Raw genomic sequence first — 23,906 nt, 5'->3', positions numbered from 1 at the left:
AGAAGGGTTAGACTATGGCTGTACGTAGTAGGTGTCGAGAGCCGTGTTGTCTAGGGCACCTGATACGAACTCAACGATGGAGTATTCTGTCTCTGGAGTATCGCCAGCTAGGCTCTGCACGCGCACCTGAGCCACCGGCTTGCCTTCGAGCTCAAAGGTAGTCCCTGTCTGAGGGTTCGTCACCTTCTTACCCCGCTTATATACGGTGAAGGTATCCCCGACCTTGATCCCCTGGGTAGCACCTCCTGCGAGAATTACTCCATCCTCATCGGCATTGATCACGTAGGTACGCCAAGGCCTATCCGTACACTTATTGATGATATTCTCTACGAGTTGGTCAATAGCTCCAGAGATGGCCTTGTCGCTGAGCGTAGCGTCATAGCCAGCTTTCCCTCCAAGGCCTAGGGTGCTACGGCTCGTCGTCTCGGCATGCCCCTTAGCTTCCTCGGAGTAGATAACTAGCCCTGTCGAGACATCGACAATACGAATACTGACACCTGCCTCTACGATCTGCTTCTTCTCTGAAGTGAAGACCCCTTCCTTACCAACGATCTTACGTCCATATTCGGTAATCGAACCTAGGATGAGGTAGTCAGCTCCCACCTTTTGCTGGGGATTGTTTCTTAGCTCAGCTGCGATCTTGTCCATGTCACTACGTTCTAGTAGGATGAACTTGCCCGAAGCACTCAACTTTGCCACCAAGATATCCAGTGCCTGCTTGGCCATTGGATCATTAGCTCGGTTGTAGAAGATCCCCTTGCCATAATAGGTTTCATTGGAGAATCGCCCTACGGCTACCTTCCACTTGAGGCCTCGACGTTGGATAGGCTGTTGCTCTACACCCTGCTGAGCGATCACTCGGGTGGGCTCCTGTGCTCTCAGGGTCGTTATGCTCACCCATGGGAGGAGGGTAAGCATAAGTAGTACTGCTCTGATTGGTTTCATGTTCACTATACGAATTTGGGATAGTTTCTTTGGAGCAAATATAGCTATTCCTCCATAGAAGTTTCCTACTCAGGAGAACTAAGGAAGTAATAGGTCGGGCTCAATAACTTCATCACTGGCACCAGCTATCATAGGAGGCGCCTATTACCACAGAGCCGATAGCCTAAAAAGGCCTTCCCCATGCCCGAGAAGACCAGGCATGGGGAAGGGACGAGAGTAAGGTATCTATGAGGGTACAAGTCTACACAGAGAGTCCCTACGCTAGGAAGCTAAGTAGGATACCTGCTGCGACAGCCGACCCGATCACCCCTGCGACATTAGGCCCCATGGCATGCATGAGGAGGTAGTTCGTAGGGTCATACTCGAGACCGAGAGTCTGTGAGATACGGGCAGAGTCGGGGACGGCGGATACACCTGCATTACCGATGAGTGGATTGAGCTTGTTCTCTGGCTTGAGGAAGAGGTTGAAGAACTTCACAAAGAGCACCCCACTACACGTAGCGATAACGAAGGAGAAGGCACCGAGGCCGAAGATCAGCACAGAGTCTCCCGTGAGGAACTCCGTCGCCTGCGTAGAGGCACCGACCGTGACTCCGAGGAGGATCGTGATAGTATCGATCAGAGGTCCCTTAGCCGTATCAGCGAGTCTCTTGGTCACACCACTCTCACGAAGGATATTGCCAAAGAAGAGCATCCCCAGTAGAGGCAGTGCTGGTGGTACAAGCATCGTCGTAAGGAGTAGCCCTGCGATCGGGAAGATGATCTTCTCAGTCTGGGATACTTGACGAGGACGCTTCATACGCATGACACGCTCCTTCTTCGTCGTCAGTAGACGCATGAAGGGGGGCTGTATCACAGGTACAAGAGCCATGTAGGAGTAAGCCGACACAGCGATAGCACCTAGGAGGTGTGGAGCCAGTCTATTGGAGAGGAAGATAGCTGTAGGGCCATCTGCACCTCCGATGATACCGATAGCTCCAGCCTCGGGGGGCGTGAAGCCTAGCTGTAGAGCAGTCATGTAGGCGGCGAAGATACCGAACTGCGCTGCTGCTCCTACGAGCATGAGCTTGGGGTTAGAGATAAGAGCCGTGAAGTCTGTCATCGCTCCGATACCCAGGAAGATCAGGGGAGGATACCACCCCTGACGTACCCCTTGGTAGAGGATATTGAGGACAGATCCTTCTTCGTAGATACCTACCTGCATCCCATTGAGCATCGGTATGTTCCCGATGAGCATACCGAAGCCGATGGGGATGAGGAGGAGAGGCTCAAACTCATATTTGATAGCCAAGAAGATGAAGAGCAGCCCCACCAAGATCATGATGAGGTGTCCCATCGTCGCATTCGCTATTCCCGTGAAGGAATAGAACGTCTGCATATTCTCGACCAGAAAGCCCCAGAAGGACATAGCTAGACTAACCTATGATAACGATATCAGAGCCTTCGAGGATGTTATCCCCCTTAGCTACCTTGATGGCCGTGATCACACCATCGCACTCTGCGTTGATGCTGTTCTCCATCTTCATAGCCTCTAGGATAGCCACCGTCTGACCAGCCTTGACGGTGTCACCGACAGCGACCTTGATGTCGAGGATGACACCTGGCAGCGGTGACTGTACGGCCGTACCCTTACCTGCAGGTGCAGGCTCTGCTGCGGGGGCAGCTGCGGGGGCGATAGGCTGTGGTGCTGCGGGCTTAGCAGCTGCGGGTGCGGGGGCAGCAGGAGCGGCGGGTGCAGCGGGCTTAGCTGCGGGGCGTGCAGGCGCTGCGGTGAAGCCTTCGGTGAGGATGTCTACCTTGTAGGAGACGCCGTTTACTTCGACTGCAGCCGTGTTACCTTCGAGGTCGATGATGGCTACGCTGTACTCGTTGCCATTGATCTTATACTTGTACTCTTTCATATGTGTGAGTGTTTGATTTGCTATGGGGATTGAACTATCGGGAAGGGAGCTGACGCATCGTTTGGCTCTTAGTGCTCCATGGGGAGGGGACTACGCCACGCTTGATAGTCAGGACGTAGGATTCCTGATCGTGGAGGTGCTTGCCGAGCTCTTCGTGTAGAGCATAGGAGATTGCGGCGAATACTTCCTTGAGGTTCGGTTCCTGTTGCATATTGGGGGTTATCGATGATTATTTATAGCGACGTTGTGTGCCTTGGATACGGGCGTTCCACTGGGTCGGCCTATGACGGATCGTCAGGACGTAGCTCTCAGCGTCATGCTGCTCTAGCTCACTGCGCAGGGCGAGTGAGATAGCGGCAGCTACCTCCGATGGTGCTCCCCCTAGGCTCTGCTGTAGAGCTAGAGAGATAGCCACTAGAGCCTCACCAGAGGGCTGAGAGGAAGCGGTCGATACAGAGGCGGGACGTGCTGGTGCTGTCGAAGCCTGCGCAGGTGCCTTGGTGGTCTCGAAGAACCTACCTAGGAGCCGGAAGACAAGGACAAGCATCACCAAGGCGGCGAAGACGACAAGTACGGCCGTGAAGGTCATGATGAGACCTGCGGGATCCTGCTCCTGCAGGCGGAGAACCTTTTCGGGAAGCTCAGTCGGCTTACTCTGAGCCCACACGATATCCGTGGCCATCCCCGAGAGGAGGCCAACAGATAGCGTGAGAAGACGAGCGGTATTCATGCTAGTGTAGCGTTGGATGACTATGCACGGCTAGTGCCCATACTAGAGGGGTAGGTTGTCGTGCTTCTTAGCTGGGTTGATCTGCTTCTTTGTACGGAGCTGCTCGAGGGCTCGGATGATGCGGAAGCGCGTATTACGTGGCTCGATGACATCATCCATGAAGCCATAGGAAGCTGCGTTGTAGGGGTTAGCGAATGCCTTGCGGTATTCTTCTTCCTTCTGTGCTGCAGCCTCTGCGGGGTTCTCAGCAGCGGCGACTTCCTTAGCGAAGATAACCTCTACGGCACCAGCAGGCCCCATGACGGCGATCTCTGCAGAGGGCCAAGCGAGGTTTACGTCAGAGCGTAGATGCTTAGAGCTCATCACGATGTAGGCACCACCGTAGGACTTACGGAGCGTGACGGTGATCTTAGGTACGGTAGCTTCCCCGTACGCGTAGAGGAGCTTAGCACCGTGGACGATGACCCCGTTGTACTCCTGGCCGGTACCTGGGAGGAAGCCTGGCACATCGACGAGGGTAACTAGAGGAATATTGAAGGCGTCACAGAAGCGCACGAAGCGAGCAGCCTTACGAGAGGCATTGCTATCTAGTGCACCGGCCATCACCATAGGCTGGTTAGCTACGATACCGACACTCTGCCCATTGAAGCGAGCGAAGCCGATGATGATGTTCTTAGCCCAGTCACGATGGATCTCGAGGAACTCGCCATTATCAACGATCGTACCGATGACCTCATACATGTTGTAGCCCTTGTTAGGCTGATCAGGGATGATCTCATTCAGAGCGTCATCTACGCGGTCGATAGCATCTGTAGGCTCTACGCATGGTGCATCCTCCATATTGTTCTGAGGGATGAAGGAGAGCAGGTGACGGATTAGGCGGATACCTTCCTCTTCGTTGTCTACGGCGAAGTGTGCGACACCGCTCTTAGAGGCGTGTACGCTAGCACCGCCGAGCTGCTCCTGCGTGACGTCTTCGCCCGTTACGGTCTTGACGACCTTTGGACCAGTGAGGAACATGTAGCTCGTGCCCTTGCTCATGATATTGAAGTCCGTGAGGGCAGGCGAATACACAGCACCACCGGCGCAGGGACCGAAGATAGCAGAGATCTGAGGTATGACACCGGAGGCAAGGATGTTGTTCTGGAAGATGTCACCATAACCACTGAGGGCATTGATCCCCTCCTGGATACGAGCACCACCCGAGTCGTTGAGGCCGATCACAGGCGCTCCCATCTCCATAGCGAGCTTCATGACCTTGCAGATCTTGGAGGCAAGCATCTCCGAGAGTGCTCCACCGAAGACAGTGAAGTCCTGAGCGAAGACATAGACCAGACGGCCATCGATCGTACCCGAGCCCGTGACGACACCGTCCCCGAGGAACTTGGTCTTGTCGATACCGAAGTTGGTCGAGCGGTGTAGCACGAACGTATCGATCTCGTCGAAGCTACCCTCATCCAGAAGCATGTTGATACGCTCACGTGCCGTGAACTTACCCTTCTGATGCTGGCTATCGATACGCTTCTGCCCACCACCGAGATGAGCTGTGGCGCGGAGCTGGATGAGCTCCTTGATTTTCTCTAGTTGAACACTCATATTATTAGCTATTAGTCGTTGCTATCGTTGGTAAAAAGAAAGGGACAATAGAGGTGCCCCGTACCGCTCTCCCCCCCTTGGGGGAGTGGTCTCAGACACCTCTATGGTCCCTATACTCGTCATTGCGCTAGGCCTTACTTCACGTCGCGGCTATCACACAGTTCGGTGAGTACACCGAGTGTACTCTTGGGATGAAGGAAGCCGATGTTAAGTCCTTCTGCGCCCTTGCGGGAGTGCTTGTCGATCAGCTGGACACCCTTCTCTGCTACTTCCTGTAGAGCTTCGTCCGTATTGGGTACAGCGAAAGCGATGTGGTGAATACCTTCGCCACGCTTCTCGATGAACTTAGCGATGGTGCTATCGGGGGAGGTAGCCTCGAGTAGCTCGATCTTCGTCTGCCCGACACGTAGGAAGGCCGTCTTGACCTTCTGGTCTGCGACTTCCTCGATGTTGTAGCACTTTAGCCCAAGTACACCTTCGTAGTAGGGCAGGGACTCTTCGATACTCTTGACAGCGATCCCAAGATGTTCGATGTGTGAGAGGTTCATAGCTCTTCTTGCTTGAATTGATATGTTTATGGTGGGGGGCTTTCCCTCACCAAGATTGTGCTACAAAAGTAAGAATAATCGTATTCATAGCCTAACTCTCTAGGATAAATAGAATAATCGGTGATTTCAACTTCCCCATCGCCCCATTTTCCTCTCCCCCACGATCACCCTCCGACGACCTTAAGCCCCAAGTATGGCTCTTCCCATACTCGCCCCCCTCCAATGGGAACGGGGAACTCTCCCAAGTAGGGAACAGCTCTCAGGTGGACGAAGGAGGAGAGAGGTGGGGGGATGGAGAGGCAAGTACGGGGGGAAGAGCGAGAGGGTCTGGGTAGGAGATGGGGAGGGCTCGTGCGTGTGATCATATAGAGGTCGGGAGTCAAGGGGTCGGGAAGCGTAGATCGAAGATATAAAGACCTGTATCCTAGGCGTAAAATCAAGCAGTACACACTCACTACCTAGGACGAAAAGGTATACACACGTGTACACTGTTGTATACACGCGTGTACACAACAGTGTACACACGGGTACACAACCTCGCTCTAAGTATCACCTCTGTAGGGCTATCTCATATGCGTGTATCCCAACGGATAACGTTTAGGCGTTCCAGATATTAAAACCCAAGGATCATCTCCCCTGAGTAGCTAAGAGAGGGGAATGCAGAAGAGAGGGGATAGGCATCGCTCTGACGGGATGGAGATTGGGCAGGCGTTGGGCTTTTCGGTATCTTTGTGTGGCATAATGCCCTTTACTCCTATTCACCCTTTGGACTAGGAGACAGCAGACTAAGTACAATCTATCAATGTATACAGACGCTAGAAGACCATCCGTAAGCGGCACTTCCGTAGCCCGCTTTGCCGATATAGAGATACTACGCTACGAGATCCCGGGCTTCGAGGATCTACCCCTAGAGCGCAAGCTCTTCATCTACCACCTCAGCCGAGCCGCCCTACTAGGGCGAGACATCACCTTTGACCAGAATGGTCGCTATGGGCTACGCCTACGTGCGCTCTTCGAGGGCATATACTTATATTGTAGAGGGGAGCGTAGCTGCGAAGAGTTCCGTGCCGTAGAGGAGTACCTCTTCCGCCTATGGTTCTCCTCGGGTATTCACCACCACTATGGGTCAGAGAAGTTCGAGCCACACTTCACGGAGGGCTACCTACGACAGCTCCTAGAGGAGGTACAGCAGTCTACGGGACAGCTCCTACGCTTCAGAGGGCAGGAGCTAGAGGGACTACTAGCCCTCATCTTCGACCCGAGCCAAGCTCCCCGCCGTACCGTACAGTCGGGGGCAGAGGATCTCGTGCGTGCCTCCTCGGCCAACTTCTACGACGACCAAGTGACCCAGCAGGAGGCTGAGGCCTACTACCGAGAGGCCTACGAGGTTCTCTCCGAGCGAGAGCGCAAGGCTCCCCCTTCCCTAGGGCTCAACAGCCGTCTAGCACGAAGCGAGGATGGTAGACTCTATGAGCAGACCTACCGTATAGGTGGGCTCTATGGTGAGGCCCTTAGCCGTATCTCTACAGAGCTAAAGGCTGCCCTAGCCTACACGGAGAGTGAGGCCCAGAGGGAGACGATCCTAGCCCTACTGGAATACTACAAGACAGGAGACCTCAGCGAGTACAACCGCTACTCGATCGCTTGGGTCAATGACACCACACCCGAGGTAGACTTCATCAATGGATTTACCGAAGTGTACACCGACCCCCTAGGAACAAAGGGGATGTGGGAGAGCCTAGTGCATATCCGAGATCACGAGGCCAGCAGACGCACGGAGAAGATCTGTCGGGAGGCTGCATGGTTCGAGGAGCACGCTCCCATAGACGAACGCTTCAAGAAGGCCTCCCCCCGAGGAGTCTCCGCCACCGTAGTCTCAGTAGCCATGCTCGCAGGAGACTCTTACCCTGCGACGCCGATCGGCATCAACCTACCCAATGCCGACTGGATACGTGCCGTCCACGGATCCAAGTCCGTGACGATAGACAACATCCATGAGGCCTATCATCGGGCTGCACAGCACAGCGGGATGGACGAAGCCTTCGTACCCGACCCAGAGGTGCGTGCCCTACTTACCCGATATGAGGGAGTCACAGAGCACCTCCACACAGACCTACACGAGTGCCTTGGGCACGGCTCTGGGCAACTCCTCCCTGGGGTCTCAGCAGATGCCCTTGGGGCTTACCACTCCACGCTCGAGGAGGCTCGTGCTGACCTCTTTGCCCTATATTATATGGCAGACAAGCGGTTGATAGAGCTCGGGCTACTCCCCGACCACGAGGCTTATAAGGCCTGCTACTATCGCTACCTCCTGAATGGGCTTGTTACTCAGCTCGTACGTATCCGCCCCGGCCATCAGCTGGAGGAGGCTCACATGCGCAATCGTGCTCTCATCGCACGCTACGTCCTAGAGCGTGGAGCGAAGGAAGGTATCCTAGAGCTACGTGGGCTCGAGCTCATCATCCATAACTATGCCGCCCTACGCCCCCTCTTCGCAGAGCTTCTCGCAGAGGTACAGCGGATCAAGAGCGAGGGAGACTACGAGGCTGGACGCACACTCGTCGAGCAGTATGCCATAGCAGTAGATACAGAGCTGCACACCGAGATACTAGCTCGGTATTCACGCCTCGGCATAGCCCCCTACAAGGGCTTCGTCAATCCTAGGCTGGAGCTCGTGTATGATGAGGACGGGGGGATCTCCGATGTCGTAGCGCACTATGACGAGGGCTATGCAGAGCAGATGCTTCGCTATAGCCACTGCTATGCTACACTATCCTCTGACCCCGTGACTGCAGAGGAGCTCCGCCACCCAGAGCCCTCAGATGAGACCCTAGAGCTGGCTAAGGAGCTCCGTGGGAAGCTTCGCCATTCGATGGATGGACAGATCGCCTCCTCGATGCGATCCAAGGGGCTATACTATGGTATCAACTTTGGGCTCACGCTGGACTACATCCTTCGCTTAGCAGAGAAGCAACCACGTAGCGAAGACCTCGCTCGCTATATCTTGAGCCGAGACGTACGCGAACTAAAGATCATCGGTCAGCTCATATACCCTGCCGAGCGGGTGAGCTACGAGGTAGCGACACAGCTGGCCCTTGCCTCCTTCTCCAATCCCGAACTAAGGGACTACCTAGCGAAGAACCTCTTCGACCGTATCCCCGACGCTGCTTACTGGGCACTCGACTGGATATTCACCGACCGAGCCCAGCGCTGGGATGATCTCCTACCGATCGCCTTCACGACCCTAGCCCGCAAAGTCTCTAAGGGCTTTGCTATCCAGTCCCCTCGCTGGAGAGAACTCCTGCTCCGAGAGCTCCTCGTGACACTATCCGACACGGAGCTCCCCTATCCTACCCCCCTACAGCGCACGGCCCTACTCCTACTGAAGCGATGGGGACGTGCAGACGAAGCTCTGAGAGCTGAGGTGCTAGCCAGCGATGAACTACAGAGCTGGGAGCAAAGTAATAGCCCCGTACAGCGGGAGTTCGCCGAAGATCTACGCTTCGAACTCGATGAATATCCTACCCACTAATAAACTAATGATAGCGGATGACTAGCCTCATGAAGCATATCCCACCCCTCCTACTCCTCACCACCCTATCTGCTCCGACATGGGCACAGCGACATAGCTCTGTACTCGAGCTCGATGGACGGAGGGAGTACCTACAGATCCCCGCACACCGAGACTTCGACATCTCACCTGAGGGGAGCTATACCATCAGCCTACACCTCTCTGGAGACCGCACGATCACCTATGCCCAGGGACAGCGCCTCATCTCCAGACGAGACCTAGCTACTCCTAAGGGTAGCGATCAGAGTGGCTATGAGCTCCTCGGCCTACGCAACCTCACCACAGGCTTCTTCGGCATCTCTACCCCCGACCAAGCTGGAGGCTATGATCACTCACTCAACCTCTGGACAGGAGAGGAGACCAATCGTAGGGAGCTATACCGATGGTATCATGTCGCCTGGGTCGTAGATAGAGCCACACAGCGTATGCGCCTCTACATCGATGGCAAGCTCCATACGCAGGGCTTAGATAAGGATATCCGACAGTGGTCCACGGCCAATGGCCTACCGGTACTCATCGGCGCGGCACTGCAGGGGGGCAAGACGACAGCTCACTATGGGGGCAAGCTCGATAACATACGCTTCTATAGTCGTGCGCTCACCAGCGAAGAGGTAGAGCGTGATCGCCTCACCGAGCGCATCAGCCCCTCGACCAAGGGACTAGTCGCAGCCTATGACTTCGACGGTTATACTCCGGGGGATACACTCATACAGGATGTCACGGGCAGGCACCCAGCTCACCTCATGGGCTTCCCCCAGCGTCTTCCTCATCGGTCAGTACGTACCTATCGGGAGCACGGCACTAATGCAACCCTAGTGGGCCGAGGGCCTACGCAGCCCCTCTTCACCTTCTCGCTTGGCCTAGCTCGGACAGAACGGCTACGTTCCCTCACCCTTGACCTCAGTGGCACTACCCCCTCTGTGCTGAGTCAGGTGAAGCTCTACGAGACGATCAATGGGGATCGCTTCGATCCTCGTAGCCCGGGACGACTAGTCGCTACTGGTCGAGTCGGTAAAGGCGATCAAGTGACCCTGCGCCCCGTCGCCAAGGCTCCCTCCCTCAACGCTCACAGCAAGCTATGGGTAGTCACCGACGTCGCCCCCAGTGCTCCCGAGGGAGGGAAGGTCGTCTCCCGCCTGCAGGAGGTACGTCTATCGAGCACACCCCACCCCTTCCGCCCCGATACACTCTCCAGAGCCTATGAGCACGAGATCGTCCTACAGCGTACACTCCTCTGGGCACCGGGAGAGAACCACTCGGCACACTACCGCATACCTGGGATCGTCCGTCTCGATGACGGTACCTTAGTTGCGAGTATAGATAAGCGCAAGAATAGCGAGTATGACCTGCCCGAGGATATTGATGTAGAGGTCAAGCTCAGCCACGATATGGGTAAGACCTGGAGTGCACCGATCACAGTAGCTAAGGGTAGTCCTCAGCAGGGCTTCGGTGATGCAGCTATGGCTACCGATGGACGTACCATACATATGGTCATGGTCAGCGGTAGCGGGCTATGGCACTACCCATCACAGGCAAAGAAGCCCCTACAGATGTACTATACACATAGTGAAGATGGAGGCAAGAGCTGGAGCACTGTACGCGAAATATCAGATGAGGTATATGGCGACCGCTTCCGCTACGGAGGTTTCTTTGGTTCGGGTAATGGGCTCATCACATCTCAGGGCAGGATCATGTTCGTGGCTGCTATGCGTACGGATGAGAAGTGGGGAGGTACCATGGACAACGTACTTGTCTACTCCGATGACCAAGGCAAGACCTGGCAATCCTCTCCCGTAGCACGAGCCAACGGCGACGAAGCCAAGGTCGTAGAGCTCAGCGATGGCACACTCCTCGTCTCGAGCCGTAATAGGGCTGGGGGAGCAAATGCCCGCACCTTCGTACGCTCTACCGACTCGGGCAAGACCTGGAGCGCCCCTCGCACATGGCCTGAGCTAACGGGTAATGCCTGCAACGCAGCACTCGCTCGCTATGCCCCCGTCGGTAGTGGCAAGGATCAGCAGCTCCTACTACATACACTCCCCACGAGCCCTACACGAGACCACCTGCGCCTCTTCCTAAGCGAGGACGAGGGCAAGACGTGGCGGTACTCCCGAGAGCTCTGTGGAGGCGAGGCTGTCTACAGCGAGATCGTGATCCTACCCGATGGCTCTATCGGGATCATCAGTGAGGAGGATGACCGCCCTGGGTTCGATATCTACTTCACCCGGGTAAGCCTCGACTGGCTAAGAGGCGGCAAGCAACACTAGCCCTCTCCCCTAGAGAATACAAAGAAGCCGTGCAAGACTCGTCTTGCACGGCTTCTTTGCCTTTGGTATGGGTCTACTAAAGATATATAGAGACCTGAGTCCTACTTACCCTTTAGAGCCTCGAAGTACGTATCCAGCAGACGCTGTGCCCCCACGAAGGAAGAGAGTGTATCGGAGAGTACCTGCTGCTCTACTTCACTACGAAGGCGTTGTACACGTTCGTTCTGGTAGAAGGAGGCCTTGAGGGCATCGTTGATACTCTCATACATCCACCACTTAGCCTGACGCTGACGCTTTTCCGTGAAGTAGCCCGAGTCCATAGCGAAGTGTCGGTATTCGTCGATCATATCCCAGATCTCCTTGATCCCGATGCCATAGAAGCCCGAGTAGGTGAGCACCTTGGGTCGCCAGCCCGACTCTGTCGGGGGGAAGAGATGTAGGGCATTGCGGAAGTGGGAGGCGGCGAGGTTGGCCTTGTCGATGTTGTCACCATCGGCCTTGTTGATGACGATAGCATCTGCCATCTCCATGATACCACGCTTGATCCCCTGCAGTTCGTCTCCTGTGCCTGCTAGCTGTATCAGCAGGAAGAAGTCCACCATCGAGTGCACCGCCGTCTCACTCTGCCCGACACCTACCGTCTCCACGAAGATGGTATCGAAGCCTGCAGCCTCACAGAGGATGATCGTCTCTCTCGTCTTGCGAGCAACCCCACCGAGTGAACCGGCCGTAGGGCTAGGACGTATGAAGGCATTCTTCTCTCTGGAGAGCTGTTCCATACGAGTCTTGTCCCCTAGGATCGATCCACCCGAGCGTTCACTACTTGGGTCGATAGCTAGGACGGCGAGCCTGCGCCCCTGCTTGACGAGGTGCATGCCGAAGGTATCTATCGAGGTGCTCTTCCCCGCCCCAGGCACGCCAGTGATACCGATGCGCATTGACCTACCCGAGTAGGGCAGGCAGCGCTCTATGATCTGCTGAGCGACGGCCTGATGCTCTGGGCGATTGCTCTCCACAAGGGTAACGGCCTGACTCAGACATGTGATGTCAGAGGCAAGTATACCTGCCACGAACTCATCTACCGTATAGGTACGCCGTGCCACACGCCTCAGGTTTGGGTTGATCATCGGCTGTGCTGCTACCCCTTCATTGACCTTGAGCCCTAGGTAGGCAGGGTCATTCTCGGGGTGGTGCAGCCGCTCTTCGTTGATATCCATATCGTCTATATCTGTTGTGTTGTAGTAAGTACGCTTAAGGGGGGGCTATGTCTCGGGGGGAACTATGATTTGCCGTGGGGAGCATCCCGGTGCATCAGCTCCTCGAGGTAAGCCTTCAGCACGAGGGGGTGACAGTGCTCCTCATCTCGAGCAGCGTAGACGAGGGTTACACGCTCCTGCTGCTGCACTTTGTCTAGGAAGGTCTGGCAGGCATCACTCGCCCGTAGCTCTGCGAGGTAACGCTCTCCGAAGGTCTTCCATCGGGCAGGGTCATGCCCAAACCACTGGCGGAGTGCTGTAGAGGGAGCAAGGTCTTTGTTCCATTCGTCCAGCTTTGCCTCTTGCCGACTGAGCCCACGAGGCCAGAGGCGATCGACGAGGACACGATAGCCATCTGTAGGAGAGGCTGGCTGATAGGCTCGCTTGAGGAGTAGTTCCATAGTTCTAACTAATTAAGAAACCCACAAAGGGAGGAGGTAAAGACACCCACCACCCTAAGACAAAGATACGTTAATTCCCTTTGTATACCCAAGTAAACGACATCATCCTTTAGGGCTGGTGCACTATCCTCCCTCCCTCACCACTCACTCTGCACTATAGTACCTCCTCGGGCATAGCTGCGCATGCCCTCGTTGTGAGGGTACTAAGCTCGATCCTATCACCTCCTCTAGCCATATTCCTCGTAGGCTCCACACATCGCCTACCATCATCCCCATCGCACCCCCAGCTATGTAGGTGTGCCTCCCGTCCGTGCGTGTAGACCTATTGTGCAGTATAAAGGTATCGCCTACCATCATCCCCATCGTACTCCTAGCTATGTAGGTGTACCTCCCGTCCGTACGTGTAGACCTATTGTACAGTTGTAAAAGTAGTAGGGCGAGCTATATCCTGCTCCACGAAGAGGTGGTTACCAATAAATCTATCTCCATACAACATCCTATGTATCAAATGCCCCAAGACCACAAAAACGAACATACCGAGAGGGCTGTTACGCTCTCGGTAAGAGCGCACTCATCACCTATGTAAGGTGACGAAGGCGTTCTTTATAGGGGCGCAGATGCGCTCTCAGTATACTCGTCTCATGGGATCTGAGGTATCCTTGACGGAGGGCGCTATTCAAGCGGTTCAGACAGCTCCCGCCTCGCAGAGAGCGAAAGAGTCAGATAGACCAGTCCCGATCCGCCAAGTATCACCCCGAGAGGGATAGGCTTGGTCTGTCAGCTTCCTCCTCGTATCTCATACATCGATCCTAGGGTACAGAATCAGGACCGACGCATGATCTCGCTCGTACACTCCTGCCTTTGGATCTTCGGGGGGATTATTTCATATCCCAGGGAGCCTTAGCCCAACCCTAAAGATCCCAGGCATTATCCCCAAGGAATAGACATACAAGCGAGCCCTACAGAGGACATACTTAGAGCGCACTTGTGTACACGCGTGTATACTGTTGTGTACACGTGGGTATACAGTTGTGTACACACGTGTACACTCATCCCTCCTTAGGTAGGAGGTATTCGCTGGGGATCTCTACACCTAGGACGCGGATACTTCTATCCTAGGCGTATGCTCCCCACGACCTTACCCTCGCACTGTGGTGATTTCATGCATCAGCCCTAGGTACGGGATGAAGCGTTCCCTTGAAAGTACATTATTTACGTATCTTTGTAGCCGTTATGCTACTCTTTGAGCTACTACTTACATTCCTAAAGGGGATACTCATCGGTATGCTGGTCTCTGCCCCTATGGGGCCGACGGGGCTACTCTGTCTGCGTGAGACGACGCGGGCAGGGAGGAAGCAAGGGATGCTCGTGGGGCTGGGTGCTACACTTAGCGACCTCGTCTATGGGCTCATCGCCTATTGGGGGGTAGGTATTGTGCTGAACCTCCTTGATCAGTATAGTAGCTCCCTCCGCTTGGGGGGGAGCATATTCATCTTGGGCTTCTGTGCGATCCTGCTGACCCGCCGTGTCGCCCCCCGTGAGGATGACGAGCCCATACAGATCCATCCCCTGAAGTCGGTACATAGCGTGAAGAAGGTCTCTGGTGCATTCCTACTGACACTCTCCAATCCCTTCATCATTCTGCTCTTCCTCCCCCTCTATACCCGACTAGAGTTCGTACGAGTAGTGAAGCTACAGTTCGTCGAGTTCTTTGTTGCTATGGCGGGTATAGGGATTGGCTGTCTACTCTGGTGGATCATCTTGACCTATGCTGTCAAGAAGCTCTCCCTACGCTTCGGAGTGCAGAGCCTAGAGTGGATCAACCGCCTCGTGGCCCTCGTCCTCATCATCATCGCAGCCCTAGGGATTTACTCCGTACTCTTTGAGTAAAGGCACCTCTGGCAGAGAGCTCATCTCACACCCATTCTAGACAAGCATATGAAGCAAGCAATCATCCCACGCATAGAGCGTCAGGGGCGCTCATTGGAGGCACTCACGACGACACTCCGAGAGCAGGGACAGGCGATCTATATCGACACCCTCAATTGGCCTCAGGACTTCCCCCATCGTCCCCTCGTAGCAGCCTACCTCGGCTACGACGACGAGGCTCTCTATGCCTGCTATGTCGTGGCGGGAGAGGATCTGCGTACCCTATCCCCCGGAGATGGACACTACGTACACGAGGACAGCTGTGTGGAGCTCTTCATGCAGCGAGAGCGAGGAGAGGCATACACCAACTTCGAGTTCAATGCCGCAGGGGTCTGCTATGCAGCCCACCATACGAGTCCTAGCGAGAGCACGCTACTCACCGAGGGAGAGTTCGCAGCCATAGAGCGCTGGGGAAGTCACCTAGGGCAGCGGGGCATAGAGACCACGGGGGCGCATGCTTGGACACTCACGGTATCCCTCTCCTGGTGGACTATGGGCTACACGGCTGGTCGCCCTGACCACTTCTTCGCCAACCTCTACAAGTGCGGAGACAAGACGGCACACCCACACTTCCTTAGCTGGGCACCCATCGTGGAGGTCAAGCCAGCCTTTCACCGCCCACAGTTCTTTGGGGAATTCATCCTACAACCCTAACCCATCATGCACCACCTCGTTCGTACCCTCGGAGCTACCCTACTGCTGAGCCTCTTCCCCCTCACTAGGGCTCAAGCACAGAGCCCTAGTGAACGGGGAGAGGCTCTACGCGATAGCCTAGAGAGGCAGCAGGAGACCTTCATTCAGTCCCAGCTCACACAGCGGAGCTACGGGATCGAGGAGATCGACCGCCTCTTCAGGCATGAGCCGCCCTATCCCTATAACCAGGATCGGGGATACGAATTCCTCCGAGCCGTTGCAGCCAGTCAGGCTCGTAGCCATGAAGCCTCTGGGGGTAAGGCCTCTACGATGAAGCGCCTGATCCAGTGGAGCACGGGCGTCAATATCGATCTCGGGAGGTGGCAAATAGGAGTAGACGGTATCGCTAACCTTATCCCAGACCGCAATCAGGTAGATGGGCAGTGGCTCGGATACGAACTGCAGTTCGTCCGATGGCTCGGAGCTGGTAAGAGCATCCGCCTACGTACCTCCAATAACTACACCCTACGCTCCCACCAGTGGTTCACGGAGAACCACCTCCTGCTCTACTACGCTCCTCGGCTCAGCGGTCTGCTCGTCCTATCCGCTGGACGTACCTCACGAGAGACGACGCACCTCACACCAGAGGAGATCTACCAGGACTACTATGGCGCTCTCCCCGGGACAAATAGCCCAGTACGTGACTATGAGAAGCTCTTCGCCACCCTACGCAATAGGATCGGTCTCGGGCGAGGGATAGATCTCTCGACGAGCCTCACCTTTGAGGACAGAAAGAGCCAGGTCACACCAGCCCTTGCCCACCACAGAGCACTCGTGGCAGAGGGACAGCTCCTCTGGGCCCCCTCCTTCCTCAATCCCTCCGTCACCACGACCCCGATACCCATAGGATTCCGTAAGGAACTCGGGCTAATCTATCGTCAGGCTCTTCGCCCACAGGGTATTGATCGGAGCACGATCCCCTATAGCGAGTACAGCATGGTCGAGGGCTTCGTACGAGGATGCATCCCGCTGAGGGTAGGCAGTAGGCTGGACTTCAAGGTCTCAGTAGGGGGCTACCTCTCCCACGGACTACGTAGCCAGAGTGACGAGAAGTACTTCGCACACCTCCCAGCTGTAGGTCGCACACCTCTACATAGGGCCTGGACGACTCTCCCCATAGACTATATTGGGGGAGAAGCTTGGACGACTCAGGAGGTGAACTACCTGAGTGGTCACTTCCTCCTCTCACGCACGAGAGCCTTCGGCGAATTTCTCAAGATGGACGATGCCCTGCACCTCAAGAACTTCATCGGGCAGGATGGTCGCGCCTACACCGAGGCGGGGTACTCGATCGGCTGGGGTGACCTCGCACGTCTAGGTCTCTTCGCTGGCTACGACCATCAGAGTTCGCGTGCCCGAGTAGCCCTACGACTAAGCCTACCTATCCTATGCCTCACCTCCTCCTGGAGCGAGCGTCGATAGGCACCTCCACCCTAGATATCCCATACATGGCTAGCCCCCTAGAGAGGTTCTCTCTAGGGGGCTAGCCATATATACTCCACTACGAGATCCGTGAACATCAGTACAGGTAGCCAAGGGTAGATCGTCTCAGCTTAAGTGGAGAGGATGGAGAGCAAGGAGTGGACAGCTCTGCTACTAAGAGGGCTGGATAAAGAAGAATTTGAGCACGATGGTAGTAGTTAAGAAAAGTTTGTTACCTTTGCAGTGTACCACAATAATGGTACACATCAATACATCATCCACATTACAAGCTATGATCACTGTAAAGCAACTATCATTCGGCTATACCCGTCGTCGTAACATCTTCGACAGCCTAAGCCTGGAGCTCCCCAAAGGGAGCATCGTCGGCCTACTAGGGCGCAATGGCGAGGGGAAGACTACCCTACTCAAGCTCCTCTATGGGCAGCTCCTACGCCGTCAGGGAGAGCTCAAGGTACTAGACTTAGACCCTAAGCACCGAGCTGTCTCTTTCCTCCAGCAGGTATATCTGCTACCAGAGGAGTTTCAGGTACCCCCGATCTCGATCCGAAGCTTCTTCGACATATCTGCCCCTTTCTACCCAAACTACGATGAAGCGGTAGCCAAGGAGCTGATAGACACCTTCGGGCTGCAGTGGGATATGAACCTCAAGAAGATCTCTCAAGGGCAGAAGAAGAAGGCTCTCATAGCCTTTGCCTTATCCCTGCGTGTGCCCCTGCTCCTACTCGACGAGCCCACCAACGGCCTAGACATCCCATCTAAGGGTGAGTTCCGCCGTACCGTAGCCCGCTACACCACCGACGAGCAGACGATCATCATCAGCACGCACCAAGTGAGAGACCTAGAGCAGCTAATAGACCGTATACTCATCATGGAGCGAGGATCTATCTTCTGCAATGCTACAGTAGCAGATATCACAGAGCGACTAAGCTTCAGACTAATCACTCCCGAGCTAGCAGACAAGGCTCTCTATAGTGAGCCCTCAGCAGTAGGTACAGTAGGTATCCTACCAAGTGATGGGAGCGAAGAGTCTGAGAGCAACTACAGCATGGAGCTCTTCTTCAATGCCGTTATCTCTGAGCGTGATCGCATCCTACAGGCTCTCTCTGAGAAGCACTAATCACTGACTCCGCCCTATCTCACACCCAAACAACAATACAACGACAATGAATACCTCTAGTCTCCATACATCATCCCTTGGTCGTATCCTCCTACTCACCAAGGCTAGCCTGACGGGCTCACTCAGATCCTTCCTGATCTTTCAGCTCGTCATGGCTATTGTCTTCATCGCAGCCCCCCTCCTCATCAACTTGATCGGCTCGGGGTTCAACCTAGAGTTCGCCTATAGAAAGCTCGCCGAGTCCTTCCTCGATGGGACTCTCCTCCTCTCCTATGCACTCGCCACCTGGATATACTGCCTGATCTGGATCTGCCAGCTCGTGCATACCTCTAATCCCTCAGCCTTCACGCAGATACCGGCCTCTGTCGGGGAGAAGATAGCTACGATGGCTCTAGCGACGCTTGGATACCTATTCATCACCCTGATGTCCATAACGATCATCGCACTAATCTTCAGCTGGATAGCGCCCGATGACGTAGTTAAGAATGAGTTCTTCTTACGGGAGATAGGAAGGGAGCTCATGAAAGATATCGATAATCTAAGCACAGCCAATCAGATCGCACTACTCTCATCGACTATCTTTGCTATTGTGATGCCTGTCCTCTGCATGCTCTACTTCCGACGCCCACTCTTCGGATTCTGCGCCATTGGGCTCATCATAATCCTTGTTATTGGGATAAGCACCTCCCAGACAGTCAGGATATTCAGTAACGCAAGCTTCTATAACGATAGTGAAATAGAACAGCTAGAGAGGGAGCTGGCGTTCATACGTAACGTCTATAGTAGCGTCATGCTTATCGTTAATGCTGCTATAGCCTACGGCATCTACTATAGGCTCAAGACAATCCAAATTAAGTAAGATGACATGGCTTATCTCAACGTGGGCTTCACCCACATCATCGACTATATTACCGAGGGCATCCTCTCGGGTAAGTATCAGGAAGAGGGACGTATCCCCTCCGTACGAGACCTAGCCGTGCTGATGCAAGTGGCCCCAAACACGGTCGTACATGCCTATGACAAGCTCTCGGCACGTGAGCTCATCTATACCCAACGTGGGTTAGGCTTCTTCGTCTCGACAGGGGCACTGGAGCGTGTACGCTCACAGCGTAGGGCACTCTTCCTCGATGAGACCATCCCGCAGATACGTAGGGAGGCCAAGCTAATTGGCATCACCGGCGAGGAGCTACGAGAGGCACTTGACCTCTAGCTCCTAGCTAGCACACCATATACAGAGAGCGAACAGCCCCCATAGGTATGATCCTATGGGGGCTGTTCGCTCTCTATTCGTATGTAAGCCACCAGAGGCATAAGGTCATCCAATGCTGCTCTCAAGGGGAGTCCCCATAGTTAGGTATTTTCTATTACTACCTCCTATTGGCTAGTTTCTTATGGTACCTTTGTGTGCCCGATCATGAGATAGGGCTAGTAGTAACATTTATTCTAGACAACCCATAAGTTTTTTTGATAGGTATGAGACACCTTACTCGCCTGATCTTCCCTGTGGTAGCACTGCTCGCTGTGGCATCATCCTGCAAGAGCACCGACAACCCACTTCCTCCTACCCCTCCCGCTCCTCAGCCCCCCAAGCTCCAGTTGACTCTCCCTGCCTCGACAGACGAGATCGCCCCCAGCGAATATGCCATCCTCATGGACTTCGCTACACGTAATGGACTAGAGGCTCAATTCAAGGCTAAGAAGCCCAGCGAATGGAATCTCTCTGCCCTAGCCTTCGACTTCGTCAAGGGCTCGGACAGCAAGTACCACATCACGAAGATCCTCAATGGTTCCTCGGGCTACACCAGTGTCAAGAAGCTAAGCCTACTCGCCACAGAGAGCCTCCCCGAGCTCCAGCGCATCGAGCTCACCGCCCCACTCCTTGAGGAGGTACAGCTACGCAACCTCCCCAAGCTCGCCTTCCTGAGTCTGAAGGGTACACAGAGCGACAAGAAGGCTCCCCTCACCAAGCTCACCTACGAGGCACTCCCTCTACTAGACAGCGTGATTCTCCAGAGCTTCCCCTCACTCAAGACAGCCAATGACGACAAGGCTCTCAAGCTCCCTGCCCAAGGCTATGACCCCGACAAGGGTGGCATAGACCTCCTGCCTAAGATCGGCTATATCGAGCTCACCGATCTCCCTGCCGTGACCGAGCTCTATGTCGATCCTCTATACGCTACAGTCTCTAAGGGGCTTAGTCTGTCGAAGCTCTCTAGCCTCAGCTACCTCCTCATCTCAGGAGCTAAGCTGAGCTCCATGACCTTCGATGGTAAGGACTACCCTCGCCTAGAGACCCTCACGATCAAGAAGCCCCAGGCAGGATCAGCTACTGCGCTCACCCTCTCCGCCCTCCCCAAGCTCCACGAAGTACTCATCCAGTCCCTAGGCGGAGTGACCACAGCCACTGTCAGCTCTTCGCCCGAGCTCACCAAGCTAGACATCGGGGGCGGGAAGCTCTCCACCCTTAGCCTCACAGAGCTCCCCAAGCTACAGACCCTACGACTAGCGGACAACGAGCTCAAGAGTCTTGACCTCAGTACCCTCTCTACGCTACGGACGGTAGACCTCTCGCACAACCTCTTCGCCTCCATCGCCGACATGAAGCTCCCGAATACGATCACGAGCCTAGCGATCAGTGGCAATGAGGCTATTACCGAGGCCAACCTCGCTCCCTATCGTGACCTCGAGGCCTTCGTATGCTTCGGTCTCAAGAAGGGTAAGACGGCCCAAGACCACAACCAACGAGGGAGTCTCGCCGTCATCAACATCAACGGCCTAGCGAAGCTCCAGATGCTGCGTGTACCCAATAACCGTCTTAGCTCCATCTTTGAGCTCGGCTACGAATATCCTGTGCTGGAGAGCCTAGAGATCGACCACAACTCCCTCTCCCCCGAGGCTCATGTCAAGACCTATCTCGTCGTAGGGCGGGGTAAAAGCAAGAAGATCACCCTCACCAAGGACACCTTCGAGGGTCAAGCTCCCTATGCCGTCACCGTACGCAAGGATGGTACCGTAGACCTCACGGGTATTCACAAGGTACTCATCTCCCCAGACAGCCCGTTCGGGCTCAGTGGCTCAGGTGATTTCATCGGCATCTTCATCATTGAATCCAAGAAATTCCCCTCCTTGGCAGGGCAAGAGGCCAATACCAGCAATGCCCGCCTCTACCTAGGCGAAGATCCTGACTACGGCAACGGCCTCTGGCAGATCAGGAACAAGGGAAAGTACGCCGTGCGTATCCACCTAGAGCAGCTGAACTCCCTCGCACCTCTCTTCCCTAAGGCTCTGGAGAGTGCCTCCTTTGAGATCAAGTAGTGTGATCAAGTAGTGAGACCAAGTAGTCCTCCCTCCGCTGGGAGGTAAAGCAACCACACCTACTCCGCTCATTACACAGCGGGATGGATACACGCCCTCAGCTCTAGTAGCTGAGGGCGTGTGTCGCTTTTGCCCAAGCTCCTACCCACCCTCTGCACCCTCGCATATCCCCTTTCCAACCAACCCATTCCGTAAGCTATACCTCTGCCCCCACAGTCCCCCTCTCCTCTACTAGGAGAGATGGGAAAGAGAGCCCATAGAGGAGATACCCAAGCCATCAGGGTGGATGCGAAGACGAGGGGGAACACATGACATCACTAGAGGTCGATAGCATTGTACTCAAGGGATATAGATTCAAGGTAGAGGCATCTGTCCGAAGAGTAAACTTACCGAGCATACACCTCCTACCTACGAGGGCAAAAGTATACACGTGTGTATACAACAGTATACAAGCGTGTACACTCTTGTGTACACGTGTGTACACAACAACGCTCTAGGTATGTCTGCTGGAGGGCTCTCTCAGAGGAAGAATTCTCGGAGCTAATGCCTAGGCACAGGAGAGATTAACTAAGGGTACTCTTGGATATGAAGTAGTATTCTAGGAGAACCCAAGCGGAGGCATTGAGCGGGGTATACTCAAAAGCGATCATGCTTCAGCCCTAAAACACAAGAAGGGTACTAGGGGCAAGGCTGAATATTTGTACTTTTGTGACGCTAACAGAAACAAGTAATCTCAAGGTAATGCCCGTAGTCCAAGGTGTCCTGCTGACCTTCGTCGCCTATATCCTCTTCCTCTTCCTGCTAGCTCGGCTAACAGGTCGTAGGGATGACAACGCTAGCTTCTTCCTCGCCCGCCGAGCGACCCCCTGGTGGGTGGTAGCGATCGGGATGCTCGGGGACTCCATTTCGGGTGTGACCTTCGTGTCTGTACCCGGCGATGTCGTCCACTCGGGCATGACCTATATGCAGCTCGTACTGGGCTTCTTCGTGGGCTATATAGTGGTGACCTATGTCCTGCTCCCACTATACTACCGACTACAGCTGGTATCTATCTATAGCTATCTCGAGCGACGCTTCGGCAGGCATAGCTACCGCACGGGGGCGATGTTCTTCATCATCTCCAAGCTCTTTGGGGCCGCAGCCAAGCTCTACGTCATCACCTTGATCCTGCAGAGTCTCGTCTTTACGCCCCTAGGCGTCCCCTACCCCGTGACAGTAGTCGGTGTGGTAGCTATCATCTGGCTCTATACCCAGCGTGGAGGGATGGGGACGATCATCTGGACGGATGTGCTACAGACCCTTTGTCTAGTCACGACCCTCATCCTCATGCTCTACCAGGTCTCCTCCCAGCTAGGTCTCAGCCTATCGGGGATCGTGGAGGTGGTGCGGAGCTCGGAGCATAGCCGGATCTTCGTCTTCGACGACTGGGCGAGCCCTCTATACTTCTGGAAGCAACTCATCAGCGGAGCCTTCATCGTGATCGTGATGACGGGACTTGATCAGAACATGATGCAGAAGAACCTCACCTGCCGTAGTCTTAGGGAGGCACAGACCAATATGCTCACCTACGGCTTCGGGTTCATCCCGCTGAACCTCCTCTTCCTCACCCTAGGGGTCTTGCTCGTGCACTATGCGAGCACGATGGGGCTTAGTCTACCGGAGAAGACAGACAGCATACTGCCCTATCTAGCTACGACCCAGCTAGGATCGGTGGTGCTGATCTGCTTCACGCTCGGGATCACAGCCGCCTCCTTCTCCAATGCTGACTCTGCACTGACGAGCCTGACGACGTCGGTATGCACCGACCTCCTCGGCATGGACATTAAGGGGGGCGAGCAGCGTCGTAGATGGATCCACCTAGGGGTATGTGTAGCCTTTGCCCTCATGGTGCTCTTCATCGGGAGCATGCAGCAGACCTCGCTCCTGAAGACCATCTTCACCGCCGTCTCCTATACGTATGGCCCACTGCTGGGGTTCTTCGCCTTTGGGCTACTGACGAAGCTACCTATTCGCGATCACCTCGCCCCCTACATCGCCGTGCTCTCGCCCCTCGTGAGCTATGCCCTCGCCTATAGTCTAGAGCATACCATCGGCTACCGAGTGGGCTATGAGATACTCCTCTTCAATGGACTCTTTACCTTCGTCTCGCTCTGGATCACCCATGATCGGAGGGGGAAGAAGGTGCATGTTTAAC

General features: G+C 54.9%; 19 protein-coding genes. 10 read left to right on the top strand and 9 right to left on the bottom strand.

Annotated elements, in window-relative coordinates:
- Nucleotides 1–12: 12 nt before the first annotated feature.
- The 7 genes from QZ170_RS01330 to mce form a co-directional block, all read right to left on the bottom strand.
- Nucleotides 13–945 carry a CsgG/HfaB family protein gene (locus QZ170_RS01330; RefSeq protein ID WP_297176092.1) on the bottom strand — a complete coding sequence of 311 codons (933 nt, stop codon included), beginning with the start codon at nucleotides 943–945 and terminating at the stop codon, nucleotides 13–15.
- Nucleotides 946–1,201: 256 nt separating this feature from the next.
- Complete coding sequence (locus QZ170_RS01325; RefSeq protein ID WP_297176090.1) at nucleotides 1,202–2,353, bottom strand: sodium ion-translocating decarboxylase subunit beta; 1,152 nt, start codon at nucleotides 2,351–2,353, stop codon at nucleotides 1,202–1,204.
- A 7-nt stretch (nucleotides 2,354–2,360) separates the two neighbouring features.
- Nucleotides 2,361–2,846, bottom strand: coding sequence for an acetyl-CoA carboxylase biotin carboxyl carrier protein subunit (locus tag QZ170_RS01320; RefSeq protein WP_297176088.1), 486 nt, complete (start codon nucleotides 2,844–2,846; stop codon nucleotides 2,361–2,363).
- 34 nt (nucleotides 2,847–2,880) lie between these two features.
- Nucleotides 2,881–3,057: a hypothetical protein gene (locus QZ170_RS01315; protein ID WP_297176086.1), complete on the bottom strand. Its 177-nt coding sequence runs from the start codon at nucleotides 3,055–3,057 to the stop codon at nucleotides 2,881–2,883.
- 18 nt (nucleotides 3,058–3,075) lie between these two features.
- Nucleotides 3,076–3,576, bottom strand: coding sequence for an OadG family transporter subunit (locus QZ170_RS01310; protein ID WP_297176084.1), 501 nt, complete (start codon nucleotides 3,574–3,576; stop codon nucleotides 3,076–3,078).
- A 42-nt stretch (nucleotides 3,577–3,618) separates the two neighbouring features.
- Nucleotides 3,619–5,172 carry an acyl-CoA carboxylase subunit beta gene (locus tag QZ170_RS01305; protein ID WP_005467361.1) on the bottom strand — a complete coding sequence of 518 codons (1,554 nt, stop codon included), beginning with the start codon at nucleotides 5,170–5,172 and terminating at the stop codon, nucleotides 3,619–3,621.
- 134 nt (nucleotides 5,173–5,306) lie between these two features.
- Nucleotides 5,307–5,720, bottom strand: a complete 414-nt coding sequence (mce, locus tag QZ170_RS01300) for a methylmalonyl-CoA epimerase (RefSeq protein WP_297176082.1) — start codon at nucleotides 5,718–5,720, stop codon at nucleotides 5,307–5,309.
- 802 nt (nucleotides 5,721–6,522) lie between these two features.
- On the opposite strand from mce, the gene QZ170_RS01295 reads away from it, so the two are divergent.
- Nucleotides 6,523–9,252, top strand: coding sequence for a peptidase M49 (locus QZ170_RS01295; RefSeq protein WP_297176080.1), 2,730 nt, complete (start codon nucleotides 6,523–6,525; stop codon nucleotides 9,250–9,252).
- Between the two features lie 17 nt (nucleotides 9,253–9,269).
- Nucleotides 9,270–11,558, top strand: coding sequence for an exo-alpha-sialidase (locus tag QZ170_RS01290; RefSeq protein WP_297176078.1), 2,289 nt, complete (start codon nucleotides 9,270–9,272; stop codon nucleotides 11,556–11,558).
- Between the two features lie 101 nt (nucleotides 11,559–11,659).
- On the opposite strand, the gene meaB is transcribed toward QZ170_RS01290, so the two are convergent.
- Both meaB and QZ170_RS01280 read right to left on the bottom strand, forming a co-directional pair.
- Nucleotides 11,660–12,775: a methylmalonyl Co-A mutase-associated GTPase MeaB gene (gene meaB / locus QZ170_RS01285; RefSeq protein ID WP_297176076.1), complete on the bottom strand. Its 1,116-nt coding sequence runs from the start codon at nucleotides 12,773–12,775 to the stop codon at nucleotides 11,660–11,662.
- A gap of 62 nt (nucleotides 12,776–12,837) precedes the next feature.
- Nucleotides 12,838–13,215, bottom strand: coding sequence for a DUF488 family protein (locus tag QZ170_RS01280; protein WP_297176074.1), 378 nt, complete (start codon nucleotides 13,213–13,215; stop codon nucleotides 12,838–12,840).
- 1,233 nt (nucleotides 13,216–14,448) lie between these two features.
- On the opposite strand from QZ170_RS01280, the gene QZ170_RS01275 reads away from it, so the two are divergent.
- From QZ170_RS01275 to QZ170_RS01240, 8 genes are all read left to right on the top strand, one after another.
- Nucleotides 14,449–15,105 carry a LysE family transporter gene (locus tag QZ170_RS01275; protein WP_297176071.1) on the top strand — a complete coding sequence of 219 codons (657 nt, stop codon included), beginning with the start codon at nucleotides 14,449–14,451 and terminating at the stop codon, nucleotides 15,103–15,105.
- A 48-nt stretch (nucleotides 15,106–15,153) separates the two neighbouring features.
- The gene (locus tag QZ170_RS01270) at nucleotides 15,154–15,798 is read left to right on the top strand and encodes a carbohydrate-binding family 9-like protein (protein ID WP_297176069.1); all 645 of its coding nucleotides are present in this window, start codon (nucleotides 15,154–15,156) and stop codon (nucleotides 15,796–15,798) included.
- Nucleotides 15,799–15,804: 6 nt separating this feature from the next.
- Nucleotides 15,805–17,259 (top strand): DUF5686 family protein, encoded by a 1,455-nt coding sequence (locus QZ170_RS01265; RefSeq protein ID WP_297176067.1) that lies wholly within the window; start codon nucleotides 15,805–15,807, stop codon nucleotides 17,257–17,259.
- Nucleotides 17,260–17,551: 292 nt separating this feature from the next.
- Nucleotides 17,552–18,397, top strand: coding sequence for an ABC transporter ATP-binding protein (locus QZ170_RS01260; RefSeq protein ID WP_297176065.1), 846 nt, complete (start codon nucleotides 17,552–17,554; stop codon nucleotides 18,395–18,397).
- Between the two features lie 46 nt (nucleotides 18,398–18,443).
- Nucleotides 18,444–19,256 (top strand): hypothetical protein, encoded by an 813-nt coding sequence (locus QZ170_RS01255; RefSeq protein ID WP_297176063.1) that lies wholly within the window; start codon nucleotides 18,444–18,446, stop codon nucleotides 19,254–19,256.
- Between the two features lie 6 nt (nucleotides 19,257–19,262).
- On the top strand, nucleotides 19,263–19,607 hold the full coding sequence (locus QZ170_RS01250; RefSeq protein WP_297176061.1) for a GntR family transcriptional regulator: 345 nt from the start codon (nucleotides 19,263–19,265) through the stop codon (nucleotides 19,605–19,607).
- 263 nt (nucleotides 19,608–19,870) lie between these two features.
- On the top strand, nucleotides 19,871–21,712 hold the full coding sequence (locus tag QZ170_RS01245; RefSeq protein ID WP_297176059.1) for a hypothetical protein: 1,842 nt from the start codon (nucleotides 19,871–19,873) through the stop codon (nucleotides 21,710–21,712).
- 741 nt (nucleotides 21,713–22,453) lie between these two features.
- A complete protein-coding gene (locus QZ170_RS01240; protein WP_297176057.1) occupies nucleotides 22,454–23,905 on the top strand; it encodes a sodium:solute symporter in 1,452 nt (483 codons plus the stop codon).
- Nucleotide 23,906 lies beyond the last annotated feature (1 nt).

It is taken from the genome of uncultured Porphyromonas sp., from assembly GCF_905372525.1.
Lineage (GTDB): Bacteria > Bacteroidota > Bacteroidia > Bacteroidales > Porphyromonadaceae > Porphyromonas.
This window is presented reverse-complemented; position numbering and strand designations above follow the sequence as displayed.